The organism is Saccharothrix ecbatanensis (assembly GCF_014205015.1).
GTDB classification, from domain to species: Bacteria; Actinomycetota; Actinomycetes; order Mycobacteriales; family Pseudonocardiaceae; genus Actinosynnema; species Actinosynnema ecbatanense.
In genome coordinates, this window is the sequence record NZ_JACHMO010000001.1 from 7,345,037 (window position 1) to 7,364,776 (window position 19,740).

Consider the following 19,740-nt stretch of genomic DNA (forward strand, 5'->3'; position numbering starts at 1 on the left):
CGTGGCATGCAGTCCGGGCCCGGTCCGGCCGATGCGGCGACTGCCTGTCGTTTCGTCACCGGATCGAGTGGACCCTGTTGATCACTCGATGTGCCCCGTCTGGCAGTGACGTGTGACACCGTTCGGCAACTACGGTTGCCGCCCGTGACCGTAGTTGACAACGAACCGATAACGTTCGACGTGGACGCGGCGGAGGGCTTCCTCCGCATGTTCCACATCGCCCACCCCGAAGCCGGACCGGTCGGACCGCGGCTGGCCGCGATGCGCGACGAGATCGCCGAGACCGGCACGTACCGCCACACCACCGAGGAGCTGGCCTACGGCGCGCGGATCGCGTTGCGCGACTCCGGCTGGTGCACCAGCGGCGTGCCGTGGCGCCGGCTCAAGGTCCGCGACCTGCGCGGCTTCCGCAACGCCGCCGCCGTGGCCGGCGAGTGCGTGGAGCACCTGCGGCTGGCTGCCAACGGCGGCGAGATCCGCCCGCTGGTCACGGTGTTCGCGCCGGACACGCCCGACACGCCCGGTCCGTGCATCTGGAACGAGCAGCTGATCCGGTACGCGGGCTACGGCGACGGCACCGGGGACCGCCGCTACACCAGGTTCACCGACGCCGTGCAGGGCATGGGCTGGCGGGCGCCGGCCACCCCTGGCCGCTTCGACCTGCTCCCGCTCGTGGTGGAGACCGCGCACGAGGGCGCGAAGCTGTTCACGGTGCCACCGGACGTGGTGCGCGAAGTGCTGCTCGAACACCCGGAGCTGCCGTGGTTCGGACAGCTCGGCCTCCGCTGGCACGCGGTGCCCGTGATCACGAACATGAGGCTGACCATCGGCGGCATCACCTACCCCGCCGCGCCGTTCAACTCCTGGTTCGTCGGCTCCGAGATCGGCGCACGCAGCCTGGCCGACGAGAACGCCTACGGCGCTGCCAGGCCCGTTGCGGAGGCGCTGGGCCTCGACACGTCCACCGAGCGCTCGCTGTGGCGCGACCGCGCCGTGGTGGAGCTGAACCGGGCGGTGCTGCACTCGTTCGACCTCGCCGAGGTCACCATCACCGACCACCACGCCGAGTCGCGCCACCGGCTGTCGTGGCTGCGTTCCCGGCAACGCACGTCCGGCAACCGCCCCGCGTTCCGACTCGACCCCTCCGCCGCCCTCCGCGCCCGGACCGGCGGCCCCGCCCGCTTTTCCCCCGCGCCTTCCGAAACGACCCGACCCCATTCACCCGGACGGCTCGCCGAACTGCTCCGGCAGCGCGCCGGGGGATGAGCCGCACGGCTATTCCTGGGAATCGATCAACAACCCCGACAACGCCATCAAGACCAGCACCAGCAGGCCCAACACCGCACCCGCCCAAGTAGCCAACACTCCGAACATGACGTTCCTCCGTTCCCCGACTCGCTACTCCAGAGTCACCCCCCGATTCGTCATCCGACATCGGCCACTGGTGTGTTTCGGGTGGCGTTCGGGTCAGCCTTGTGGTTGACACCCCACCCGACCGGGGGCGGACGCGCGGTACGCCGCGAGGACCTACCGTGACACCCCGTGGAGAGCACTCACCTCGGGTGGCGGCCCCTGATCCGCCGCCAGTGGCCGCTTGCCTGCGCCCTGCTCTTCTTCCTGGCCAGCGGGTTCCTCGGCGAGGTGGGGTGGTGGCACGTCCCCGGCTCGGTCGTCGTGTGCGTGCTGGCCGTGGTGGCGCCCCGGCGCCCGTTCGACGCCGCGTTGTCCGGTGCGACGGCGGTGGCGGCGAGTTCGATCGTGATGCGCGTGGCGGGCGTCCCGCCGATGATTCCGATGCTCAGCGGCCTGGTGCTCGCCGAGGTGGCGGCGGTGATGGCGATCATCGCGATCGTGATCCGGCACGTGGCGTCGATGCGGGCTGTGGTCGGGACGGCGACGCTCGTGGTCGTGTCGGTGGTCGCCGGCGTCGTGCGGCCGGAGTACCGGTCGCCGTACTGGCCGGACGACTACACCGGGCCCGGGTTCTGGGCGCAGGTGGTCTTCGGCGCGGTGCTGCTGACGCTGTCGGTCGGCACCGGGCTGTACTTCCGCGCCCGGGACCGGGAACGCGCCACCGCCGTGCGGGCCGAGGTGGCGGCGGCGCAGCACGCCGAGCGGATGGCGTTGGCGCGCGAGCTGCACGACGTGGTCGCGCACTACGTGACGGGGATCGTGGTGCACGCGCAGGCGGCGCAGGCCGTGCCGTCCGCCGTGCAGGAGGTGTTGCCGATCATCGTGCGCAGCGGGAACGAGGCGTTGACCGAGATGCGCCGGCTGGTCGGGACGTTGCGGGGCACCGACGGGGACGCGCCGACTGCGACCAGCGACTTGGCGGACGACGTGCGCGGAGTGGTGGAGCAGTCCGGTCAGCCGGTGCGGCTGCACGTCGACCTGCCGGTGCCCGTGCCGCCGTCGTTGGGGCGTTCGGTGCTGCGGTTGGTGCAGGAGTCGTTGACCAACACGCGGAAGCACGCCGAGGGTCTGTCTTTTGTGGACGTTTCGGTGGTGGTGGAGGACGGGGTGGTGCACGTGGTCGTGGCCGACGACGGGCGGGCGCAGAGCGCGGACCCGGCCGGTGGGACGGGTGGGTACGGGTTGGTGGGCATGCGGGAGCGGGTCGAACTGCTCGGCGGCCGGTTCAGCGCCGGTCGGCGGGCCGGTGGGGGTTGGGAGATGCGCGCCGCGCTGCCCGTCGCGGAGGACCGGTAACCCGCTCGGGGGTCGGCGCCATCGGGTCGGTCGCCGCCGAGTTGGTCGCGGTCGGGTCAGCCGGGCATGCGGCTGGGTTCGGGAAGTTCGGCCGGCAGCGGGTAGGTGAAGGGCTTCGCCGGGTCCTCAATGGTCAGGTGACGATCGGCGACCGGCTTGGTCTGCGGTGTTCGTCGGGTCTGATCGGGGATGGCGGGCCGGTGGTCGTCCGGGTGGCTGGTGACGTCGGCGGACAGCTGGGCGTTCTGCCGGCGCAACTGCTCGACCTGGTGCTCCAGCTCGGTGATCCGCGCTTGGGCTTCGCGGTGGACCCGGACCACCGTCCACAGCAGCTGGTACGCCTGCCGCTCGCTGCTTTCCGTCGCTTGTGGACCGCCCTGGACCTTCGGCCGCCGGGCTTTCGTCCGCTGTGATGCCGGTGGTCGGGGCACCGGCGGTTTGGGTGCAGCGGACTTGGGCGCGGCGGGTTTGGGCGCCGCGGATTTGGGTGCGGCGGGCTTGGGTGCGGCGGGCTTGGACGCCGGTGGTCGGGGCACCGGCGGTATGGGCGCAGGAGGCTTGGCCGTCCCAGGATCGGGCACTGCGGGCTTGGCCACTGCGGGCTTGGCCACTGCGGGACCGGATGCCGACGGATCGGCCGCCGCAGGTTCGGCTGTCGTCGGTTCGGCTGTCGTCGGTCGGGGCGCCGGCAGCCGGGGTTCCGGCACCGGGGTCTCGGCGTCGTTCTCGGGCAGGCCGTGCTTCCGCGCCCACCCCGGCCCGCCGATGATCGTGGTGGTGATGATGTCGTCCATCCCGGTCTCCAACCACTCCGGACGGTGCAGCTCGGCGTCGTTCTCCGCGCCGGCTGCCAGGCAGTGCAGGCAACGGGCGGTCGCCAGCACTTCCAGGGTCCGCCGCGGGTGCACGGCGTCGTTGATCAGGTCGGCGATCCGGTCCCACGGCGGCACGCTGTCCGCCCTCGCGTGCACGCCGATCCAGCGCATCACGTCCGCCCGCACCGCGCCGAGCGACATTCCTTGCGCCCAGTGCCCGGGCACCCGCCCCGCACGCCGGAGGATCCGCCGGTACGCGGAGTCCAACCGGCCGTGCTCGTCCACAAGGTGCACCAGCAGGAACAACGCGAGCCATCGACGTTCCCGGGGCAGGTCCGGGTCGGTGAAATCGGCCTCCGACCGGAGGACCGTCACCGCGGGCCGTTCCCGACCGCGCCGCTCGCCGGACTCACCATCACTTCCACCCACACGAGCCACTGCCACTCCTTCGCCGGATCAGCGGGACCACCACCTCACCCAACGTTTCGGAGGCTACGTCCGTCCGGCGTCCGACAACCGTCCAAAACGGTCAAACCCACTGTTCGGGTTACGGTGCGCCCGCGCGCCGCCACGTCGTGTGTAGCTCGATCGGGTGCGGCAGGATCGTGGTCATGTCACTGCGTCTGCACGCCCCTGTCGTCCTGCCCTGCGATCCCGCCTGCACCGTCCTCCGCGACGCCGTGGTCGACGTCGTCGACGGTCGGGTCGCCTACGTCGGTCCCGAGGCCGACGCGCCGGAGTTCTCCGGTGAAGTCCGCCGGTTGAGCGGAATCCTGTTGCCCGGTCTGGTGAACACGCACGCGCACAGCCCGATGGTCTTGTTGCGCGGCATGGGCGGTGACCTGCCGTTGCTGCGCTGGCTGCACGAGGCGATGTGGCCGGCCGAGGCGAAGATGAAGCCCGACGACATCCGGGTCGGCATGCTGCTCGGCGCGGTGGAGATGCTGCGCAACGGTGTGACCACCAGCGCCGAGATGTACTTCCACGGCGAGCAGCTGACCGACGCGGTGCTGGCGGCCGGGTCGCGGGTGCTGTTCGGCGCGGCGATCATGGACCTGCCGGGTATGCCGTGGCGGCCGATGGCCGACGAGATCACCCGGTGGATCGACGCCGACGGGCTGCGGTTCGGGCCGGACGAACGGATCGAGCTGAGCTACGGGCCGCACTCGGCGTACACCCTCACGCCGGAGGCGTTGGGCGAGATCGCGGTTGAGGCGCGTGAACGCGGGGCGTTGTTGCAGGTCCACGTCGCCGAGTCGGTCGAGGAGGACGTGGCGCAGCGCGCGTCGCACGGTTCGGTGCCGCGGTTGCTGGAGCAGGCTGGGGTGCTCGGCGGGCGGGTGTTGTCGGCGCACTCCGTGCACCTGTCGCCGGAGGACGTTCAGATCTACGCCAAGTACCAGGTCGGGATCGCGCACTGCCCCGGCTCGAACACCAAGCTGGCGTCCGGCATCGCGCCGCTGCGGTCGTACATCGACGCGGGCGTGCCGGTCGGGTTGGGCACGGACGGGCCGGCGTCCAACGACGACCTGGACCTGTTCGAGGAGGCCAGGTTGGCGGCTTTGTTGGCGCGCGTGACGTCGCAGGACGCCACGGCGATGCGTGCGGCGGACGCGTTGCTGCTGGCCACTCGGGGTGGGGCGGCGGCGTTGGGCCGGGACGACCTCGGCGCGTTGGAGCCCGGCCGGTGGGGTGACGTCGTGCACGTGGACGTGGACGACCCGGCGTTCGCCACCGGGTTGGACGCGCCGGACGAGCAGGTGCTGGCGAACCTGGTGTGGGCGTCGGGGACGCGGCGGGTCAAGGACGTGTGGGTGGCCGGCAAGCAGGTCGTGGCGGACGGTGAGACCACCAACGTGGACCGGCGTGAGGCGCAGGCCGGTGTGCGGGCCGTAGCCGCCCGGCTCCGGTAGGCAACGAATCCCACCCCTCGGTGCGTCTCCACAACGGGAACCACAGAGGGGAAGCAGGATGATTCGCAGGACGTTCGGCGCCGTGTTCGTGGCGGCGTTGCTGGTGGGTTTCGGTGGCTCGGCGGTCGCGGCGGAGTCGACGGAGTTCGCCTGGCCGCCGGCCGACATCACGCCGGTGCACGAGACGGTGGCGCAGTTGGAGGTCCGCACGGCCGGGTTCAGCGCGCGTGAGGTCGAGTTGGTGCCTCGGGTGGTGCGCGGTGCTTCGGACGTGCGGACCGGTGCGTGGGGGCATGAGGCGGCGGGGCTGTTCGACGGGCAGCAGTACGTGAACAACGACGTTCGGTTCACCACGCCGCGCGGCGCGACGGGGCTCTTCGTCCAGATCCACGCGCCGGGCTTCTTCACCACCACGCCGGCGGGGATGTGCGAGATGACGACGTGCACCGGCTCGGTGCGGTTGGCGGACGGCGGTCTGGTGCTGTTCACCGAGTACGCGCCGGGTGAGTGGGGCGCGCGCACGGCGTACAGCTACCGGCCGAACGGCGAGGTCGTGTACGTGTCGACCGGGTACTCGTCGGTGGTGTCCAACCGGCAGTTGGCGCTGCTGGCGACGGACCGGGCGTTCACCTTCGCGAGCTAGCGCGGACGTGGTCGGACGACGATCTCGGTGACGTGGGCGTCGTCGGTCGCGTTGACGGCGGTGGCCACGGCACCGGCGACGGAGTCCGCGTGCAGGTAGAGGTTCGGCTGGTAGTCGCCGCTCTCCTGTTCGCGGACTCCTCGCTGCATGTCGGTGTCGACGCGTCCGGGGTGGACGGACGTGACGCGGAGGTCTTCTTCTTCGGCGCGCAGGACGTCACCGAAGGCGCGCAGGGCGAACTTGCTCGCCGCGTACACGCCCCAGTTCGCGTTGGCGCGCAGCCCGGCGCCGGAGTTGATCAGGACCACGTGACCGCGGGCGGCGCGCAGGAGCGGCAGTGCCAGCCGGGTGAGTTCGGCGACCGCGACGACGTTCAGGTCGAGGGTGCGGCGCCAGACGTCGGCGGTCGTCTCGGCGAGCGGGCCGAGTTCGGCGATGCCGGCGCTGTGCACGAGGACGTCCAGGCGGGTGAGGCCGGCGGTGGCGGTGGCCAGGGCGTTCGGGTCGGTCAACTCCACCGGCCAGGGGCGGGCGGACTCCAGCGACCCGGCCAGTTCGGCCAACGCGGCTTCGTCCCGACCGCCGAGGAGCAGGTCGTGCGTCGGGGCGAGGACACGGGCGACAGCCGCACCGATGCCGCGTGACGCACCGGTGATCAGGGCAACGGGTCGGCTCATGCGAAAACCCTAAACCCCGCGAGTCGAACCTTCAGGCCCCGCGTGTCGAACCTTCAGGCCCCGCGTGTCGAACCCCCAGGCCCCGTGAGTCCTACGTTCAGGACCACCGTGTCCTACGTTCGCGACCCCCGAGTTCAACGTTCGGAACCCCCGAGTTCAACGCTCAGTACGAGATCGTTTGTTCTGAGCGTTGAATTCAGGGGTCCTGAACGTAGGACACGGTGGTCCTGAAGGTACGACTCGCGCGTTCTGAACGTAGGACTCGCGCGGAGCGGAGGGCTCGCGGGTGTGGGGTGCGAGCCCTCCGGAGCGCGGTCAGCCGCAGATGCGGCCCTTGTCCTTCTTCCACACCGCGACGACGGACGGGCGCGGCTGGGAGGCGCCGCCGTCCGGCCAGTGCGACAGCGGGTTCTGCGCCGACGCGCCGTCGATCTCACCCGGGTGCTGCACGGCCACCAGCACGAAGTCGTCCTCGATGACCGGGCCGCACGTCTCGGCGCCCTTCGGCACGGTGAGGAACTGCTTCACCCGACCGCGGTACGGCCCCTCGACCGGCACCGCGAACAGGCCGTCGTTGGACTTCAGCGCGTTGCCGTCGGTGGAGATCCACAGGTTGCCCTGCGAGTCGAACGCCACGTTGTCCGGGCACGAGATCGGCGAGACCTGGGTCTTGTCGTACCCGCCGAAGTACGTGTCGGACGACGTCGGGTCGCCGCACACCAGCATCAGCTTCCAGGAGAACGTCGTGGCGGTGTTGTCGCCGCGGCGCTCCTCCAGCTCCAGCACGTGCCCGTGCCGGTTGTTGACCCGCGGGTTCGGCTCGGTGGCGCCTTCCTTGCCCGCCTTGCCGCGGTCGGTGTTGTTGGTCAGCGCCGCGTACACCCGGCGGTTGCGCGGGTTCGGCTCGACGTCCTCGGGACGGTCCATCTTGGTCGGACCGACCTGGTCCGCCGCGAGCCGGGTGAAGATGTAGACCTCTTCGGCGGTGAAACCGGGCACGAACGACCGGTTGCCACTGGCCAGCGGGATCCACTCGCCGGAGCCGTCGAACTCGCCGTCGGCAGGCAGCTTGCCGGTGCCGTCGAACTCGGCGGCCGGGCTGTCGCCGGTGAACTTGGCGACGTAGAGCGTGCCGTTGTCCAGCAGCTTCTTGTTGTGCTCACGCGCGTGCTTGCTGTTGCCCGGCTTGAACCGCTCGTCGGACACGAACTTGTACATGTAGTCGAAGCGCTCGTCGTCGCCCATGTACGCGACCACACGGCCGTCCCTGGCGATGATGACGTTCGCGCCCTCGTGCTTGAAGCGGCCGAGCGCGGTGTGCTTGACCGGGGTCGACGTCGGGTCGAGCGGGTCGATCTCGACGACCCAGCCGAACCGGTTGACCTCGTTGGGCTCCTGCGCCACGTCGAACCGCTTGTCGAACCGCTCCCACTTGCGGCCGGACGCCGCGCCGCGCAGGCCGTACCGGGCGAGCCGCGCCTGGGCCACCGGGTCGGTGACCGAGCCCGCGTTGCCGAAGTACTGGTTGAAGTTCTCCTCGCCGGACAGGATCGTGCCCCACGGCGTGACGCCGCCGGCGCAGTTGTTGAGCGTGCCCAACACCTTCGTGCCGGTCGGGTCGGCGGACGTCTTGAGGTGGGCGGAGCCCGCGGCCGGGCCGGTGACCTTGAACTCGGAGGTCGCGGTCAACCGACGGTTGTAGCGCCGGTCCACCTTCGGCACCAGCTTGCCGCTGCGCCGGTCACGCTCGACCAGCACGACGGAAGCGCCGTGCGCGGCCCACGCGATCTCGGTCTGCTCGCGGGTGGGGTTCTCCGCGTCCCAGTTCGCGAAGAGGAACTCCTCGCTGGTGTACTCGTGGTTGGCCACGAGCAGCCACTGGTCGTGCCGGCCGACGGGCACCAGGCCGAGGAAGTCGCAGTTGTACCCGAACTGCTCGGCCTGCGCCGCCGCGGTCTGGCGGTCGAAGTCGAACTCCGGCGCGCCGGGCAGCACCGGGTCGCCCCAGCGCAGCACGATGTCCTGCTCGTAGCCCTCGGGCGTGACGACGCGGTCCTCGGTGTTGGGCGCGACGGCGGTGAAGTTGAGGCCGTCCTTGCGGCGTCCGCCACCCATGTCGGCGTCGACGCCGGACTTGGGCTGCGCGGCGGCGCTGCCCGCACCGACCAGCCCGACACCCGCGCCGGCGACGGCGAACACCGCGCCCGCCTTCAGCAGCCCGCGCCGACGCACGACCTCGCCGACGACGTCGCCGAAGTAGGCGTTGCCGGAGGTGTTGGGAGCCTCGTGCGCGCACGCGTCGCCGCAGCGGTTCTTGCAGGTGATCGCGGAACGCCCGAGGGGATGGTTGGCCAACAGGGGCAGCAGGCGACGGCCCCGATCGGTGGATGAGGACACACGGACCTCCGAAATAGCTCAGTGGGAACCGGCCGACCGTAAGAGGGCAAGTCCTCCTACAGCGGACTTCGAAGTGAACGCGAGGCGAACACCTCGACCACAGCCCGCCGAAACCGCCTGCTCACACGCGGTGTGGTCGGCCGATCGCACTGGGCGACCCCTGTGGCCGCACGGCTTCACTCGCCGATGCGGCGCCCTTCCCGCCAGATCGCGACCACCGACGGGCGCGGTTGCGAGTCCCCGCCGTCCGGCCAGTGCGAGGCCGGTCGGTCCGCGCTCGCGCCGTCCACCTCGCCGGGGTGCTGCACGCACACCGTGATCACGCGTTCGCCGATCACCGGCCCGCACGTCTCCGCGCCGCGCGGCACGGTGAGGAACGCCTTCAGGTGACCGCGTTGCGACCCGGACACCGGCACCGCGTACAGGCCGTCGTTGTAGCCGTTGAGCGCGCCGCCCGAGTCGCTGGAGATCCACAGGTTCCCGTGCCGGTCGAACGCCACGTTGTCCGGGCTGGAGATCGGGGAGACCCGGGACTTGTCGTAGCCCGCGAAGTACGTGTCCGGTGACGCCGGGTCGCCGCACACCAGCATGAGGTTCCAGGAGAACGCGAGCGCGAGGGCGTCACCACCGCGTTCGGTGAGCTCCAGCACCTGACCATGCTTGTTGTCCACCCGCGGGTTGGGCTCGGTCGCGCCTTCCTTGTCCGGCTTGCCGCGATCGACGTTGTTGCTCAGGGCGCAGTAGACGACGCCGGTGTGCGGGTGGGTCTCGATGTCCTCGGGGCGGTCCATCTTGGTCGCGCCGACCTTGTCCGCGGCGAGCCGGGTGAAGACGTAGACCTCCTCGGCCGACATGCCCGGCACGAACGACTTGTCGCCGGCGGCGAGCGGGATCCACTCGCCGCGACCGTCGAACCCGCCGTCCGAGGGCAGCCTGCCGGAGCCGTCGATCTCGGCGGGCGGGCTGTCGCCGGTGAAGCGGGCGACGTACAGCGTGCCGTCGTCCAGCAACGTCATGTTGTGCCTGCGGGCAGCCTTGCTGTGGCCCTTGCGGACCTTGCCGGTGGAGATGAACTTGTAGACGTACTCGAACCGCTCGTCGTCACCGGAGTAGGCGACCACGCGCCCGTCGGCGGCGATGCGGACGTTCGCGCACTCGTGCTTGAGGCGGCCCAGCGCGGTGTGCTTGACGGGCGTGGAGTCGGGGTCCGTCGGGTCGAGTTCGACGACGTACCCGAACCGGTTGACCTCGTTGGGCTCCTGGGCCAGGTCGAACCGCTTGTCGAACCGCTCCCACTTCCGGGTGGTCGCCGTGCCGGTGAGGCCGTAGCGGGTCAGGCGCGGGTCGGCGAGCGCGGCTGCGTTGCCGAAGTACTGGTTGAAGTTCTCCTCGCCGGACAGGATCGTGCCCCACGGCGTGACGCCGCCGGCGCAGTTGTTCAGCGTGCCCAACACCTTCGTGCCGGTCGGGTCGGCGGACGTCTTGAGCAGGTCGGAGCCCGCGGCCGGACCCGTGAGCCGGAACGGCGTGGTGGCCGTGATGCGGCGGTTGTGGCGGGAGAACCGCGGGGTGAGGCGGCCGTTGCCGGCCTGCCGGACCTCCACCACGGACAGGCCGTGCGCGGCCCACGCGATCTCGACCTGCTCGCGCGTGGGGTTCTCCGGGTCGTAGCCGCGGAACATGAACGGCTCGCCGGTGTACTCGTGGTTGGTCACCAGCAGGTTCGTCCGGCCGACCGCGTCCAGTGGCAGCAGCGCGGCGAAGTCGCAGTTGTAGCCGAACTGGCGGGCCTGCGCGGCGGCGGTCTGGTGGTCGAAGTCGAACTCCGGCGCGTCCGCGAAGAGCGGGTCGCCCCAGCGGATCACGACTTCCTGGCGGTAGCCCTCGGGGACGACGACGGCGTCGAGCGCGTTCGGGGCGACCGGTTCGAAGTCCAGGCCGGCGGGGTGCAGTTCGGCTGGGTGCCGTCCGGCGGCGTTCGGTTCGGCGTCCGCGACGCCCGTGCCGGCCGCACAGCCCGCAGTGCCCGCCACACCGCCCAGGGCCGCGACGACCACGCCCGCCTTGATCGCGGTGCGCCTGTCGACCATGTCACCGAAGTAAGGGTTGTCGGACGTGTTCGGCACGTCGTGGAAGCACGCGTCGCCGCAGCGGTATCGGCAGGTGACCGCCGCTCGTCCGGCGGAGTGGTTGGGCAGCAGCGGAAGGTGTAGCACCACGTCACGCGCCTCCTACGGTCAGTACGGGACCAACCGACAGTAGGCCGGCGTTCACCTCTTGTTAACCCACGGATTCCGGTTCGGCCAGAATCGCTTCGGCGGCAACGCGCGCCGCTCGCACTACGGTCATGGGCGTGGATGCAGTGGTGTTCGACCTCGACGGCGTGCTGGTGGATTCCGAGCGGATGTGGGACGAGGTGCGGCAGGCCTTCGCAGCCCGGCACGGCGGCGCGTGGCTGCCCACGTCGACCCGGGCGATGCAGGGCATGAGCACACCCGAGTGGGCGACCTACCTGGTGACCGAGGTGGGCGTCCGACTGACCCCCGCCGAGGCCGCCGCGGGGGTGATCGGCGAGATGGCCGAGCGCTACGCCGAAGGGCCGCCCGTGCTGCCGGGCGCGGTCGAGATCGTGCGCGAGGTGGCGTCCCGTTACCCGGTGGCCATCGCCAGCTCGTCACCGCCCGTGCTGATCAAGTCGTTCCTGGCGGCGACCGACCTGACCGACGTGGTGCCGGTGGCGCTGTCCAGCGAGCAGGCGGGCGCGGGCAAGCCGGCGCCGGACGTCTACCTGCTGGCCGCGTCGAAGCTGGGCGTCGAGCCGACCCTCTGCGCCGCCGTGGAGGACTCGACCAACGGCCTGCGTTCAGCCCTGGCCGCCGGCATGACCGTGTACGCCGTCCCCAACCCGCACTTCCCGCCGGACCCGGAGGTGTTGCGGCAGGTCACGGTGTTGCGCGAACTGTCCGACCTGCCCGCCGCGCTGGCCGGGTGACCGAACGACGACACCCCCCGCACTTCGCGTGCGGGGGGTGTCGTTCGAAACCGGCGTTCGAAACCGGTCAGCGCTCCACGTCACCGCGGATGAACGCCTCGACCGACTGGTGCGCCTCGGAGTCCGAGTACTGCACCGGCGGGGACTTCATGAAGTACGACGACGCGGACAGGATCGGGCCGCCGATCCCCCGGTCCAGCGCGATCTTCGCGGCACGCACCGCGTCGATGATGATGCCCGCCGAGTTCGGCGAGTCCCACACCTCGAGCTTGTACTCCAGGCTCAGCGGCACGTCGCCGAACGCACGGCCCTCCAGCCGCACGTACGCCCACTTGCGGTCGTCGAGCCACGCCACGTAGTCCGACGGTCCGATGTGCACATTGCGCTTGCCCATCTCGCGGTCGATCTGCGACGTCACCGCCTGCGTCTTGGAGACCTTCTTGGACTCCAGCCGCTCCAGCTCCTTCATGTTCAGGAAGTCCATGTTCCCGCCCACGTTGAGCTGCATCGTCCGGTCGAGCTGGACGCCGCGGTCCTCGAAGAGCTTGGCCAGCACGCGGTGCGTGATGGTCGCGCCCACCTGGGACTTGATGTCGTCACCGACGATCGGCACACCGGCCGCGCGGAACTTCTCCGCCCACACCGGGTCCGAGGCGATGAACACCGGCAGCGCGTTGACGAACGCCACCCCGGCGTCGATCGCGGCCTGCGCGTAGAAGCGGTCCGCGTCCTCCGAGCCGACGGGCAGGTACGACACCAGCACGTCGACGTCGGCGTCGCGCAGCACCTGCACCACGTCCACCGGCTCGTCGTCGGACTCCTCGATGGTCTCCCGGTAGAACCGGCCGAGCCCGTCGAGCGTGTGCCCGCGCTGCACGGTGACGCCCAGCGGCGGCACGTCGGCGATCTTGATCGTGTTGTTCTCACTCGCCCCGATGGCCTCGGAGAGGTCCGAGCCGACCTTCTTGGCGTCCACGTCGAACGCGGCGACGAACTCGATGTCGCGCACGTGGTAGTCACCGAACCGGACGTGCATCAGACCTGGCACCTTGGCGGCCGGGTCGGCGTCGCGGTAGTAGTGGACACCCTGCACCAGCGACGCCGCGCAGTTGCCGACCCCGACAATGGCCACTCGAACGGTGCGGCGGTTGTCGCCCATGCCGAGTCCTCCTTCGTTCATCCGTGTTCGCTTCTTCGGGGTGCTCATTGGTCCTGCTCGCGCTGTTCGGCCTGCTCATGGGCGATCAGCTCGTTCAACCACCGCACCTCGCGCTCGGTGCTCTCCAACCCGAGCCGGTGCAACTCCCTGGTGTAGCGGTCGATGCGCTCACTGGTCGTCGATAACGAGGTGCGCAGCCCCTCACGACGTTCCTCGACCCGCCGGCGGCGGCCTTCCAGGATGCGCATCCTGATCTCGGCCGGAGTGCGGGAGAAGAACGCGAGGTGGACGCCGAACGAGTCGTCGTCCCAGGTCTGGGGGCCGGCGTTGACCAGCAGATCGGCGAACCGCTCCTTGCCTTCGGCGGTGAGCCGGTAGACCTTGCGCGCCCGGCGGCCCCAGCGGGCCGAGTCGTCCTCGGGAACTTCCTCGACGATCAGCCCGTTACGTTGCAGCTTGCGCAGCGTCGGGTACAGCGTTCCGTAGGAGAACGCGCGGAACGCGCCCAACAGCTCGTGCAAACGCTTGCGCAGCTCGTAGCCGTGCATCGGCGCTTCGTGCAGCAGGCCGAGGATCGCGAACTCCAGCACGTGGCACCTCCTCGCACCAGTAAGCGCCGATGGGTAAACCCAGTATATCGGTGCGATACATCCACGCATCCTGATGCGATGTCGCGTGGCACACAGTGCCCCCTGCCTGGCCCCTGCCTGGCCCCCTGCTTTCGGCCCACTGCCCCGAACGGCCCATCGACCCGATTCGGGCGGCACGTACTCTGGTCGTCGTGTCGACCCAACGCCAGGTCGTGGACTACGCCTTGCAGCGCCGTGCGCTGCTGGCGGAGGTCTACGCGGGCCGAGTGGGCACGATGGAGGTGTGCGACGCCAGCCCGTACCTGCTGCGAGCTGCGAAGTTCCACGGCCAACCGAGCCAGGTGACCTGCCCGGTCTGCCGCAAGGAGCCGCTCACCCACGTGTCCTGGGTCTACGGCGACGAGCTCAAGCACGCGGCGGGATCCGCGCGCACAGCCGACGAGCTCACCCGCATGGCGAACCTTTTCGAGGAATTCACCGTGTACGTGGTTGAAGTTTGCCGCACATGTAGTTGGAACCACCTGGTGCAGTCATACGTCCTGGGTACGCGTGGCCTGGATTCTCGCAAGCCGCGCAGGAGGACCGCGGCGGAGTGAACCGGCTCCGGCCACGGGCGCCGCTCCCACAAGGAGCAGTGGCGTACGACCACCGAACCGCGTGCAGGAGCACGCTGGTCTGGGAGGCCATTTCGTGAACGACCAGCATGACGACAGGCATCGTGGCGCGGAGCCGCAGTGGCCGACCGGGGAGGACCCGGACGGCGGCATGCACTCACCGCGGCACGGAGCCGGGGATCAGCCGGAGCGTCCGAACACCCCGCCAGGTGGTTTCGCGCGCACTCCGGTCGACGGCCCCGGCCCTCGGCACGGCACCCCACCGGGCGGGTTCTCCCGTCCGGCTACACCGCCGGGTGGAATCCCGCCGGCGGGAGGCACGCCACCCGGCGGCATTCCCCGAGGCGGCCCACGCCGACCTGCCGGTCCCGGCGGCCCTGGTGGCCCCGGCCCGAACGGCGGCCCGGTTCCGAACGGCAGGCACGGCGTGCCCGGTGACGGCCCCGGTCGTCCCGGTCCCCGGCCCGGCGGCCTCGACGGCGTGGCGGCGGCCGGCAGCGTGCCCGGCGGCCCGCCCCTGCGACCGAACACCCCGCCCGGCGGCATGCGTCGACCCGGCGCACCCGGTGGACCTGGTGGACCCGGTGGACCGGTGCCTCCCGGCGGCCGTCCCCCGATGGCAGGCCCCGGCGGCCCGCGCAGACCTGGCGGACCAGGCCCGGAACGACGTCCTGGCGAAGAGCCGACGGACCTGCTCCCACCCGTGTACCAGTCCACGCCTCGCGAGCCGGAACTCCTCACCCACCGCGAGGACGAGGTCGAGCTAGAGCCGTTCTACGACGACGAGTACGACGAGGAGCTGACCGAGCAGGAGGCCCGCGCCGTGCGTCGGAAGAAGATCTGGCGGAAAGTCCGCCGCACCACCTACGTGGCCTTCGGCCTGATGCTCGTCGCCCCGGTCGTCGCCTTCGCGGTCGCCTACCAGGTGGTGGAGGTGCCGAACCCGGAGGTGGTCGCGGCCGACCAGGACAAGGCGATCACCATCCTGTACGCCGACGGCTCGCCGATGACCAAGATCGCCCAGGCCGACGCGAACCGCACGCTGGTCAAGTACGAGGACCTGCCGGAAACGATCAAGGACGCGGTCATGGCGGCCGAGGACCCGACGTTCATGACGAACGTCGGCTTCGACCTGACCGCCATCGCCCGCGCCGGCTGGTACCAGCTCAAGGGCGAGCAGAGCGGTGGCTCCGGTCTCACCCAGCAGTACGTGAAGGCGGCCACCGAGCAGGACGGCATGACCCTGAGCCGCAAGTTCACCGAGGCCGTCACCGCGTACAAGATGTCCGAGCAGCAGGACAAGAAGGACATCCTCACCGCGTACTTGAACACGGTCTACTTCGGCAAGGGCGCCTCCGGCATCAAGACCGCGGCGAAGGCGTACTTCGGGCTCGACGACCTCAAGTTGCTCACGCACTCGCAGGCCGCCCTGCTCGCCGGCATGATCCAGAACCCCGGCCGCGACTACCAGCCCGCGTACCTGCTCGAACGCTGGAACTACGTGATGGACCAGATGGTCGAGCACAAGATGATCGAGCCGGCCTACCGCGCGAGCGAACCGTTCCCGACGCCCGTGCCGGACGCCGACCAGGCCGGCCTCTCCGGCCCGCGCCTGCACATCATCCAGCAGGTCAAGCAGGAGATGGCCGAGCTCACGTGGGGCGTCGACCGGTTGAAGAAGATCGGTGGCACCGTCCACACCACCATCGACCCGCCCATGCAGGCCGCGGCGGAGGCGGCGGTGACCGAGGTGTTGACGGGTCAGGACCCGGACCTGAGGACCTCGATGTCGGCGATCGACCCGAACACCGGCGCGGTCAAGGCCTACTGGGGCAGTGCGACCGGCACCGGCACCGACTACCAGATGGGCATCCTCCAGGAGCCAGGGTCGTCGTTCAAGCCGTTCGACTTCGTCGCAGCCCTTCAGCGGGGCGAAGGCGCGGGAGAGGTGTACGACGGCAGCTCGCCGCGCGAGTTCGCCGGCCGTACGGGCAACAACGCGGTCCGCAATTCGCCGGGCGTGGCCTGCGTCAACCCGAAGCGGTGCAGCATTCGTGAGGCCATGGTGAAGTCGGTCAACACCGTGTTCTTCGACATGGCACTCAAGATCGGCACCGAGAAGGTCGCCAAAGCGGCGTTCGACGCGGGCATCCCCCGCGAGGTGACGATCGATGGAACGAAGACCCCACTCCTGGTCGATGAGGGCGGCGTCAGCCCGAACGGCAACATCTCCATCGGTGGTTACCTGGTCCGGCCGTTCGACATCACATCCGCTTACGCCACGTTCGCGGCGCGCGGTGTGTACCACAAGCCGTTCTTCATCTCGAAGATCACCAACTCCGAGGACAAGGCGATCTACCAGCACATCGACGAGACGCGGCCGGCGTTCGACCCGGACCCGACGAAGAGCCGGGACATCGCGGACAACGTCACCGACGTGCTCAAGGGCGTGGTGACGGGCCCCATCGCCTGCGCGGGCGGGCGCGAGTGCGCCGGCAAGACCGGCACGCACGAACTCCAGGGCACCACCCGGAACGCGAAGGCGTGGATGGCGGGCTACACGCCGACGCTCGCGGCCAGCGTCTGGATCGGCACCGACCCGGGCAACATCGCGCTCTACGACCAGAAGAGGAAGAAGGACATCTACGGCGGTGGCCTGCCGGGTGATATCTGGAAGAAGTTCATGGACGGCGCTCTGAACGGCGCGCCCATGGAGAAGTTCCCGAAGCCAAAGCCGATCGGCCAGTTCGAGGAGCCGAAGCCGACCACGACGGTCCCGCCCACCACGACGTCCGAGAAGAAGCCGGACGACGACAAGAAGACGACGACGCCGACCGAGACGGCCACAACGACTCGGACGCCGCCGAGCACCACCACCCGCACGACGCCGCCGTGCCGGCCTCCGCTCTGCACGCCGACCACGACGTCGCCGACCTGGGCGTCGCCCGACCCGATCGGGGGCGGCACGGAACCGACCGGTTAGCGCTCGGTTCACGCACGTCAGGAGGGGTCCGGCCAAGTGCCGGGCCCTTCCTCGTTTTGTACGCAGGTTTGGTCATGTCTTGCTGCCGGTGGTGTTCACGGTCGCTGCGGGGAGCCACAGCGGGCCCGTCCACGTGGAAGGTCTTCGGTGGCGCGGCGGGCTGCGGTGCCGGACCTCACAACCTCCATCGACCGGTGCCCGTAGCATCCGTGCCCGTGGCCAGCCCTTCGCAGCACCCGCAGGCGAACGCCGACGACGCCGACTCGCTCGGTCCGGACGAGCGGGTCAACCCGACGTGGACCGAACCGCTGGCGCGGAAGGCGAGCAAGCTGCTGGGCGGGCCGGTCGGCCGTCACGCGTCGGTCGGGCGGCAGTGGTTCTGGACGCCGTTGCGGGTGGTGCTGCTGTTCGCGGTCGTGACGCTGGCGCTGTCGTGGTTCCAGAAGTCGCCGTGCATCCAGCAGTACGTGGACGGCAACGGCGTCGTCCAGCTCGACTGGCGGGGCAGCAAGCAGTTCACCGCGATGTGCTACTCGGACACCGTTCCGCTGTACACGGCGGAGCGGTTGGACAAGCCGGACACGTTCCCCTACAAGACGTCCTGGATCGACGACGAGGGCAAGCCGACGGCGCACGTGCGGTACATGGAGTACCCGGTGCTGACGGGCATGTTCCAGCTCCTCAACGCCCGCATGGCGCAGGGCTGGACGGTGATCGCCTCGTCCGGGTGGCTGCCCAACCCCATGACGGTGATCGTGTACTTCAACATCACCGCGCTGTGGCTGGCCCTGGCGTGGCTGGTGACGGCGTACGCGGTGGCGCAGCTGGCCAGGCGGCGGCCGTACGACGCGGTGCTGGTGGCGGTGTCGCCGCTGGTCATCGTGCACGCGTTCACGAACTTCGACACGTTGGCGACGGCGTTCGCGACGGCGGGCATGTTGGCGTGGGCGCGGAAGAAGCCGGTGCTGGCGGGTGTGTTGCTGGGGCTGGGCGGCGCGGCGAAGCTGTACCCGTTGTTCCTGCTCGGGCCGTTGCTGTTGTTGTGCTGGCGGTCGGATCGGCTGCGTGCCGGGCTGACGACGTTGGGCGCGACCATGGCGACGTGGGCGCTGGTGAACGCGCCGATCGCGTGGCTGTACCCGGACGGGTGGCGTGAGTTCTTCCGGCTGAACACCGAACGCGGGGTGGACCCGGACTCGCTGTACAACGTGGTCGCCCAGTGGACGGGGTGGCAGGGCTTCGACCCGGGACTGGCGCACGGGCAGGCGCCGGAGGTCTTGAACACGGTCAGCGCGGTGCTGTTCCTGGTGTGCTGCGCGGCGATCGGGTTCGTGACGCTGTCCGCCCCCCGACGGCCGCGGTTCGCGCAGTTGGCGTTCCTCGTGGTGGCCGCATTCCTGCTGACGAACAAGGTGTGGAGCCCGCAGTACTCGCTGTGGCTCGTGCCGCTGGCCGTGCTGGCCCTGCCGCGGTGGAAGCTGCTGCTGGTGTGGATGACGCTGGACGCCCTGGTGTGGGCGCCGCGGATGTTCTTCTACCTGGGCGAGGACAACAAGGGGCTGCCGATCGATTGGTTCCTCGGCGCGGTGGTGGCGCGGGACATCGCGGTGATCGTGCTGTGCGGGTTCATCATCCGCGAGATCTACCGGCCGGCGTTGGACAAGGTGCGGCAGGCCGGTGACGACGACCCGTGCGGCGGGTTCATCGACGGCACGCCGGACCGGCACGTGCTGCGGTTCCGCCGACGCGAAGCCGTCCCCGGCAATCGTTGACCGCAGCGGCTGATCAGGAGAACGAAAACAGTGGGACTGATCGTGCTCGCGCTCGCGTTCGTCGTCGCGGGGATCTGGTTCGCCGTGGCGCTCGCTCCGGTGCGGAACTTACCGGCGCGGCTGGCCCTGTTCGCCGTGCACGTCGGCCTGTCCGCATGGGCGGTGGCCGCGACCGCCGCCGAATTCGGCCCGTCCGACGACCTTCTCCTGACGTGCGCGGTCGTCGCGCCGGGAACGCTTGTGGTGGTCACCCGGCTGGCGCTGTTGGTCCGCCGGACCGGCTGACGGCGAGCCGGTCAGCGCAGCGCCGTCAGAAAGCTCCGCCACGCCTGCGTGCCGACGGCGAGCCGGCCGCCTTCGGGGTTCTTGGAATCCCGAACGCCGACCGATCGCCTGCCATGCGCGACCTCGACGCAGTTCTGGCCCGCAGTGCTGTAGCTGCTCGTACGCCAGGTCAAGGTCATGTCTGCCCCTCT

General features: G+C 70.2%; 16 protein-coding genes. 9 read left to right on the forward strand and 7 right to left on the reverse strand.

What is annotated here, in order from left to right:
- The first annotated feature begins 144 nt into the window (after positions 1-144).
- Together F4560_RS32000 and F4560_RS32005 are read left to right on the forward strand one after the other, a co-directional pair.
- Entirely contained in the window at positions 145-1,266 is a 1,122-nt protein-coding gene (locus F4560_RS32000) for a nitric oxide synthase oxygenase (RefSeq protein WP_312869604.1), read from the forward strand.
- Between the two features lie 276 nt (positions 1,267-1,542).
- Positions 1,543-2,709, forward strand: coding sequence for a sensor histidine kinase (locus tag F4560_RS32005; protein WP_184926502.1), 1,167 nt, complete (start codon positions 1,543-1,545; stop codon positions 2,707-2,709).
- Positions 2,710-2,765: 56 nt separating this feature from the next.
- Here the strand turns inward: F4560_RS32005 and F4560_RS45780 are convergent, their stop codons facing one another.
- Positions 2,766-3,962, reverse strand: coding sequence for a hypothetical protein (locus F4560_RS45780; RefSeq protein ID WP_184926503.1), 1,197 nt, complete (start codon positions 3,960-3,962; stop codon positions 2,766-2,768).
- A gap of 173 nt (positions 3,963-4,135) precedes the next feature.
- Between F4560_RS45780 and F4560_RS32015 the strand changes: the two genes are divergently transcribed.
- Together F4560_RS32015 and F4560_RS32020 are read left to right on the forward strand one after the other, a co-directional pair.
- Positions 4,136-5,437 (forward strand): amidohydrolase family protein, encoded by a 1,302-nt coding sequence (locus F4560_RS32015; protein WP_184926504.1) that lies wholly within the window; start codon positions 4,136-4,138, stop codon positions 5,435-5,437.
- A gap of 58 nt (positions 5,438-5,495) precedes the next feature.
- On the forward strand, positions 5,496-6,080 hold the full coding sequence (locus F4560_RS32020) for a hypothetical protein (protein ID WP_184926505.1): 585 nt from the start codon (positions 5,496-5,498) through the stop codon (positions 6,078-6,080).
- Here the strand turns inward: F4560_RS32020 and F4560_RS32025 are convergent.
- The 3 genes from F4560_RS32025 to F4560_RS32035 form a co-directional block, all read right to left on the reverse strand.
- Positions 6,077-6,757, reverse strand: coding sequence for an SDR family oxidoreductase (locus F4560_RS32025; protein ID WP_184926506.1), 681 nt, complete (start codon positions 6,755-6,757; stop codon positions 6,077-6,079). The genes F4560_RS32020 and F4560_RS32025 overlap by 4 nt on opposite strands.
- Before the next feature lie 315 nt (positions 6,758-7,072).
- On the reverse strand, positions 7,073-9,154 hold the full coding sequence (locus tag F4560_RS32030; RefSeq protein WP_184926507.1) for a PhoX family protein: 2,082 nt from the start codon (positions 9,152-9,154) through the stop codon (positions 7,073-7,075).
- A gap of 176 nt (positions 9,155-9,330) precedes the next feature.
- Positions 9,331-11,373, reverse strand: coding sequence for a PhoX family protein (locus F4560_RS32035; RefSeq protein ID WP_376775366.1), 2,043 nt, complete (start codon positions 11,371-11,373; stop codon positions 9,331-9,333).
- Between the two features lie 134 nt (positions 11,374-11,507).
- Here F4560_RS32035 and F4560_RS32040 point away from each other — a divergent pair, with 134 nt between their 5' ends.
- Entirely contained in the window at positions 11,508-12,146 is a 639-nt protein-coding gene (locus F4560_RS32040; protein WP_184926509.1) for an HAD family hydrolase, read from the forward strand.
- A 67-nt stretch (positions 12,147-12,213) separates the two neighbouring features.
- On the opposite strand, the gene F4560_RS32045 is transcribed toward F4560_RS32040, so the two are convergent.
- Together F4560_RS32045 and F4560_RS32050 are read right to left on the reverse strand one after the other, a co-directional pair.
- Positions 12,214-13,305, reverse strand: a complete 1,092-nt coding sequence (locus tag F4560_RS32045) for an inositol-3-phosphate synthase (protein WP_184929518.1) — start codon at positions 13,303-13,305, stop codon at positions 12,214-12,216.
- 44 nt (positions 13,306-13,349) lie between these two features.
- On the reverse strand, positions 13,350-13,895 hold the full coding sequence (locus F4560_RS32050) for a PadR family transcriptional regulator (RefSeq protein ID WP_184926511.1): 546 nt from the start codon (positions 13,893-13,895) through the stop codon (positions 13,350-13,352).
- Between the two features lie 191 nt (positions 13,896-14,086).
- On the opposite strand from F4560_RS32050, the gene F4560_RS32055 reads away from it, so the two are divergent.
- The 4 genes from F4560_RS32055 to F4560_RS32070 all read left to right on the forward strand — a co-directional run bounded on the left by F4560_RS32055 (position 14,087) and on the right by F4560_RS32070 (position 19,549).
- Positions 14,087-14,491 (forward strand): DUF5318 domain-containing protein, encoded by a 405-nt coding sequence (locus tag F4560_RS32055; protein ID WP_184926512.1) that lies wholly within the window; start codon positions 14,087-14,089, stop codon positions 14,489-14,491.
- A 721-nt stretch (positions 14,492-15,212) separates the two neighbouring features.
- Positions 15,213-17,492, forward strand: a complete 2,280-nt coding sequence (locus F4560_RS32060; protein WP_312869605.1) for a transglycosylase domain-containing protein — start codon at positions 15,213-15,215, stop codon at positions 17,490-17,492.
- Positions 17,493-17,707: 215 nt separating this feature from the next.
- Positions 17,708-19,264: a glycosyltransferase family 87 protein gene (locus F4560_RS32065; protein WP_184926514.1), complete on the forward strand. Its 1,557-nt coding sequence runs from the start codon at positions 17,708-17,710 to the stop codon at positions 19,262-19,264.
- Positions 19,265-19,294: 30 nt separating this feature from the next.
- Entirely contained in the window at positions 19,295-19,549 is a 255-nt protein-coding gene (locus tag F4560_RS32070; protein ID WP_184926515.1) for a hypothetical protein, read from the forward strand.
- 11 nt (positions 19,550-19,560) lie between these two features.
- On the opposite strand, the gene F4560_RS32075 is transcribed toward F4560_RS32070, so the two are convergent.
- The gene (locus F4560_RS32075; RefSeq protein WP_184926517.1) at positions 19,561-19,728 is read right to left on the reverse strand and encodes a DUF397 domain-containing protein; all 168 of its coding nucleotides are present in this window, start codon (positions 19,726-19,728) and stop codon (positions 19,561-19,563) included.
- Positions 19,729-19,740 lie beyond the last annotated feature (12 nt).

What these genes read in the sequence shown, in the direction of transcription:
- F4560_RS32015 (WP_184926504.1), top strand. Translation starts at nt 4,136, where the DNA reads ATGTCACTGCGTCTGCACGCCCCTGTCGTCCTGCCCTGCGATCCCGCC.
- F4560_RS32020 (WP_184926505.1), top strand. Translation starts at nt 5,496, where the DNA reads ATGATTCGCAGGACGTTCGGCGCCGTGTTCGTGGCGGCGTTGCTGGTG.
- F4560_RS32025 (WP_184926506.1), bottom strand. Translation starts at nt 6,757, where the DNA reads ATGAGCCGACCCGTTGCCCTGATCACCGGTGCGTCACGCGGCATCGGT.
- F4560_RS32045 (WP_184929518.1), bottom strand. Translation starts at nt 13,305, where the DNA reads ATGGGCGACAACCGCCGCACCGTTCGAGTGGCCATTGTCGGGGTCGGC.
- F4560_RS32075 (WP_184926517.1), bottom strand. Translation starts at nt 19,728, where the DNA reads ATGACCTTGACCTGGCGTACGAGCAGCTACAGCACTGCGGGCCAGAAC.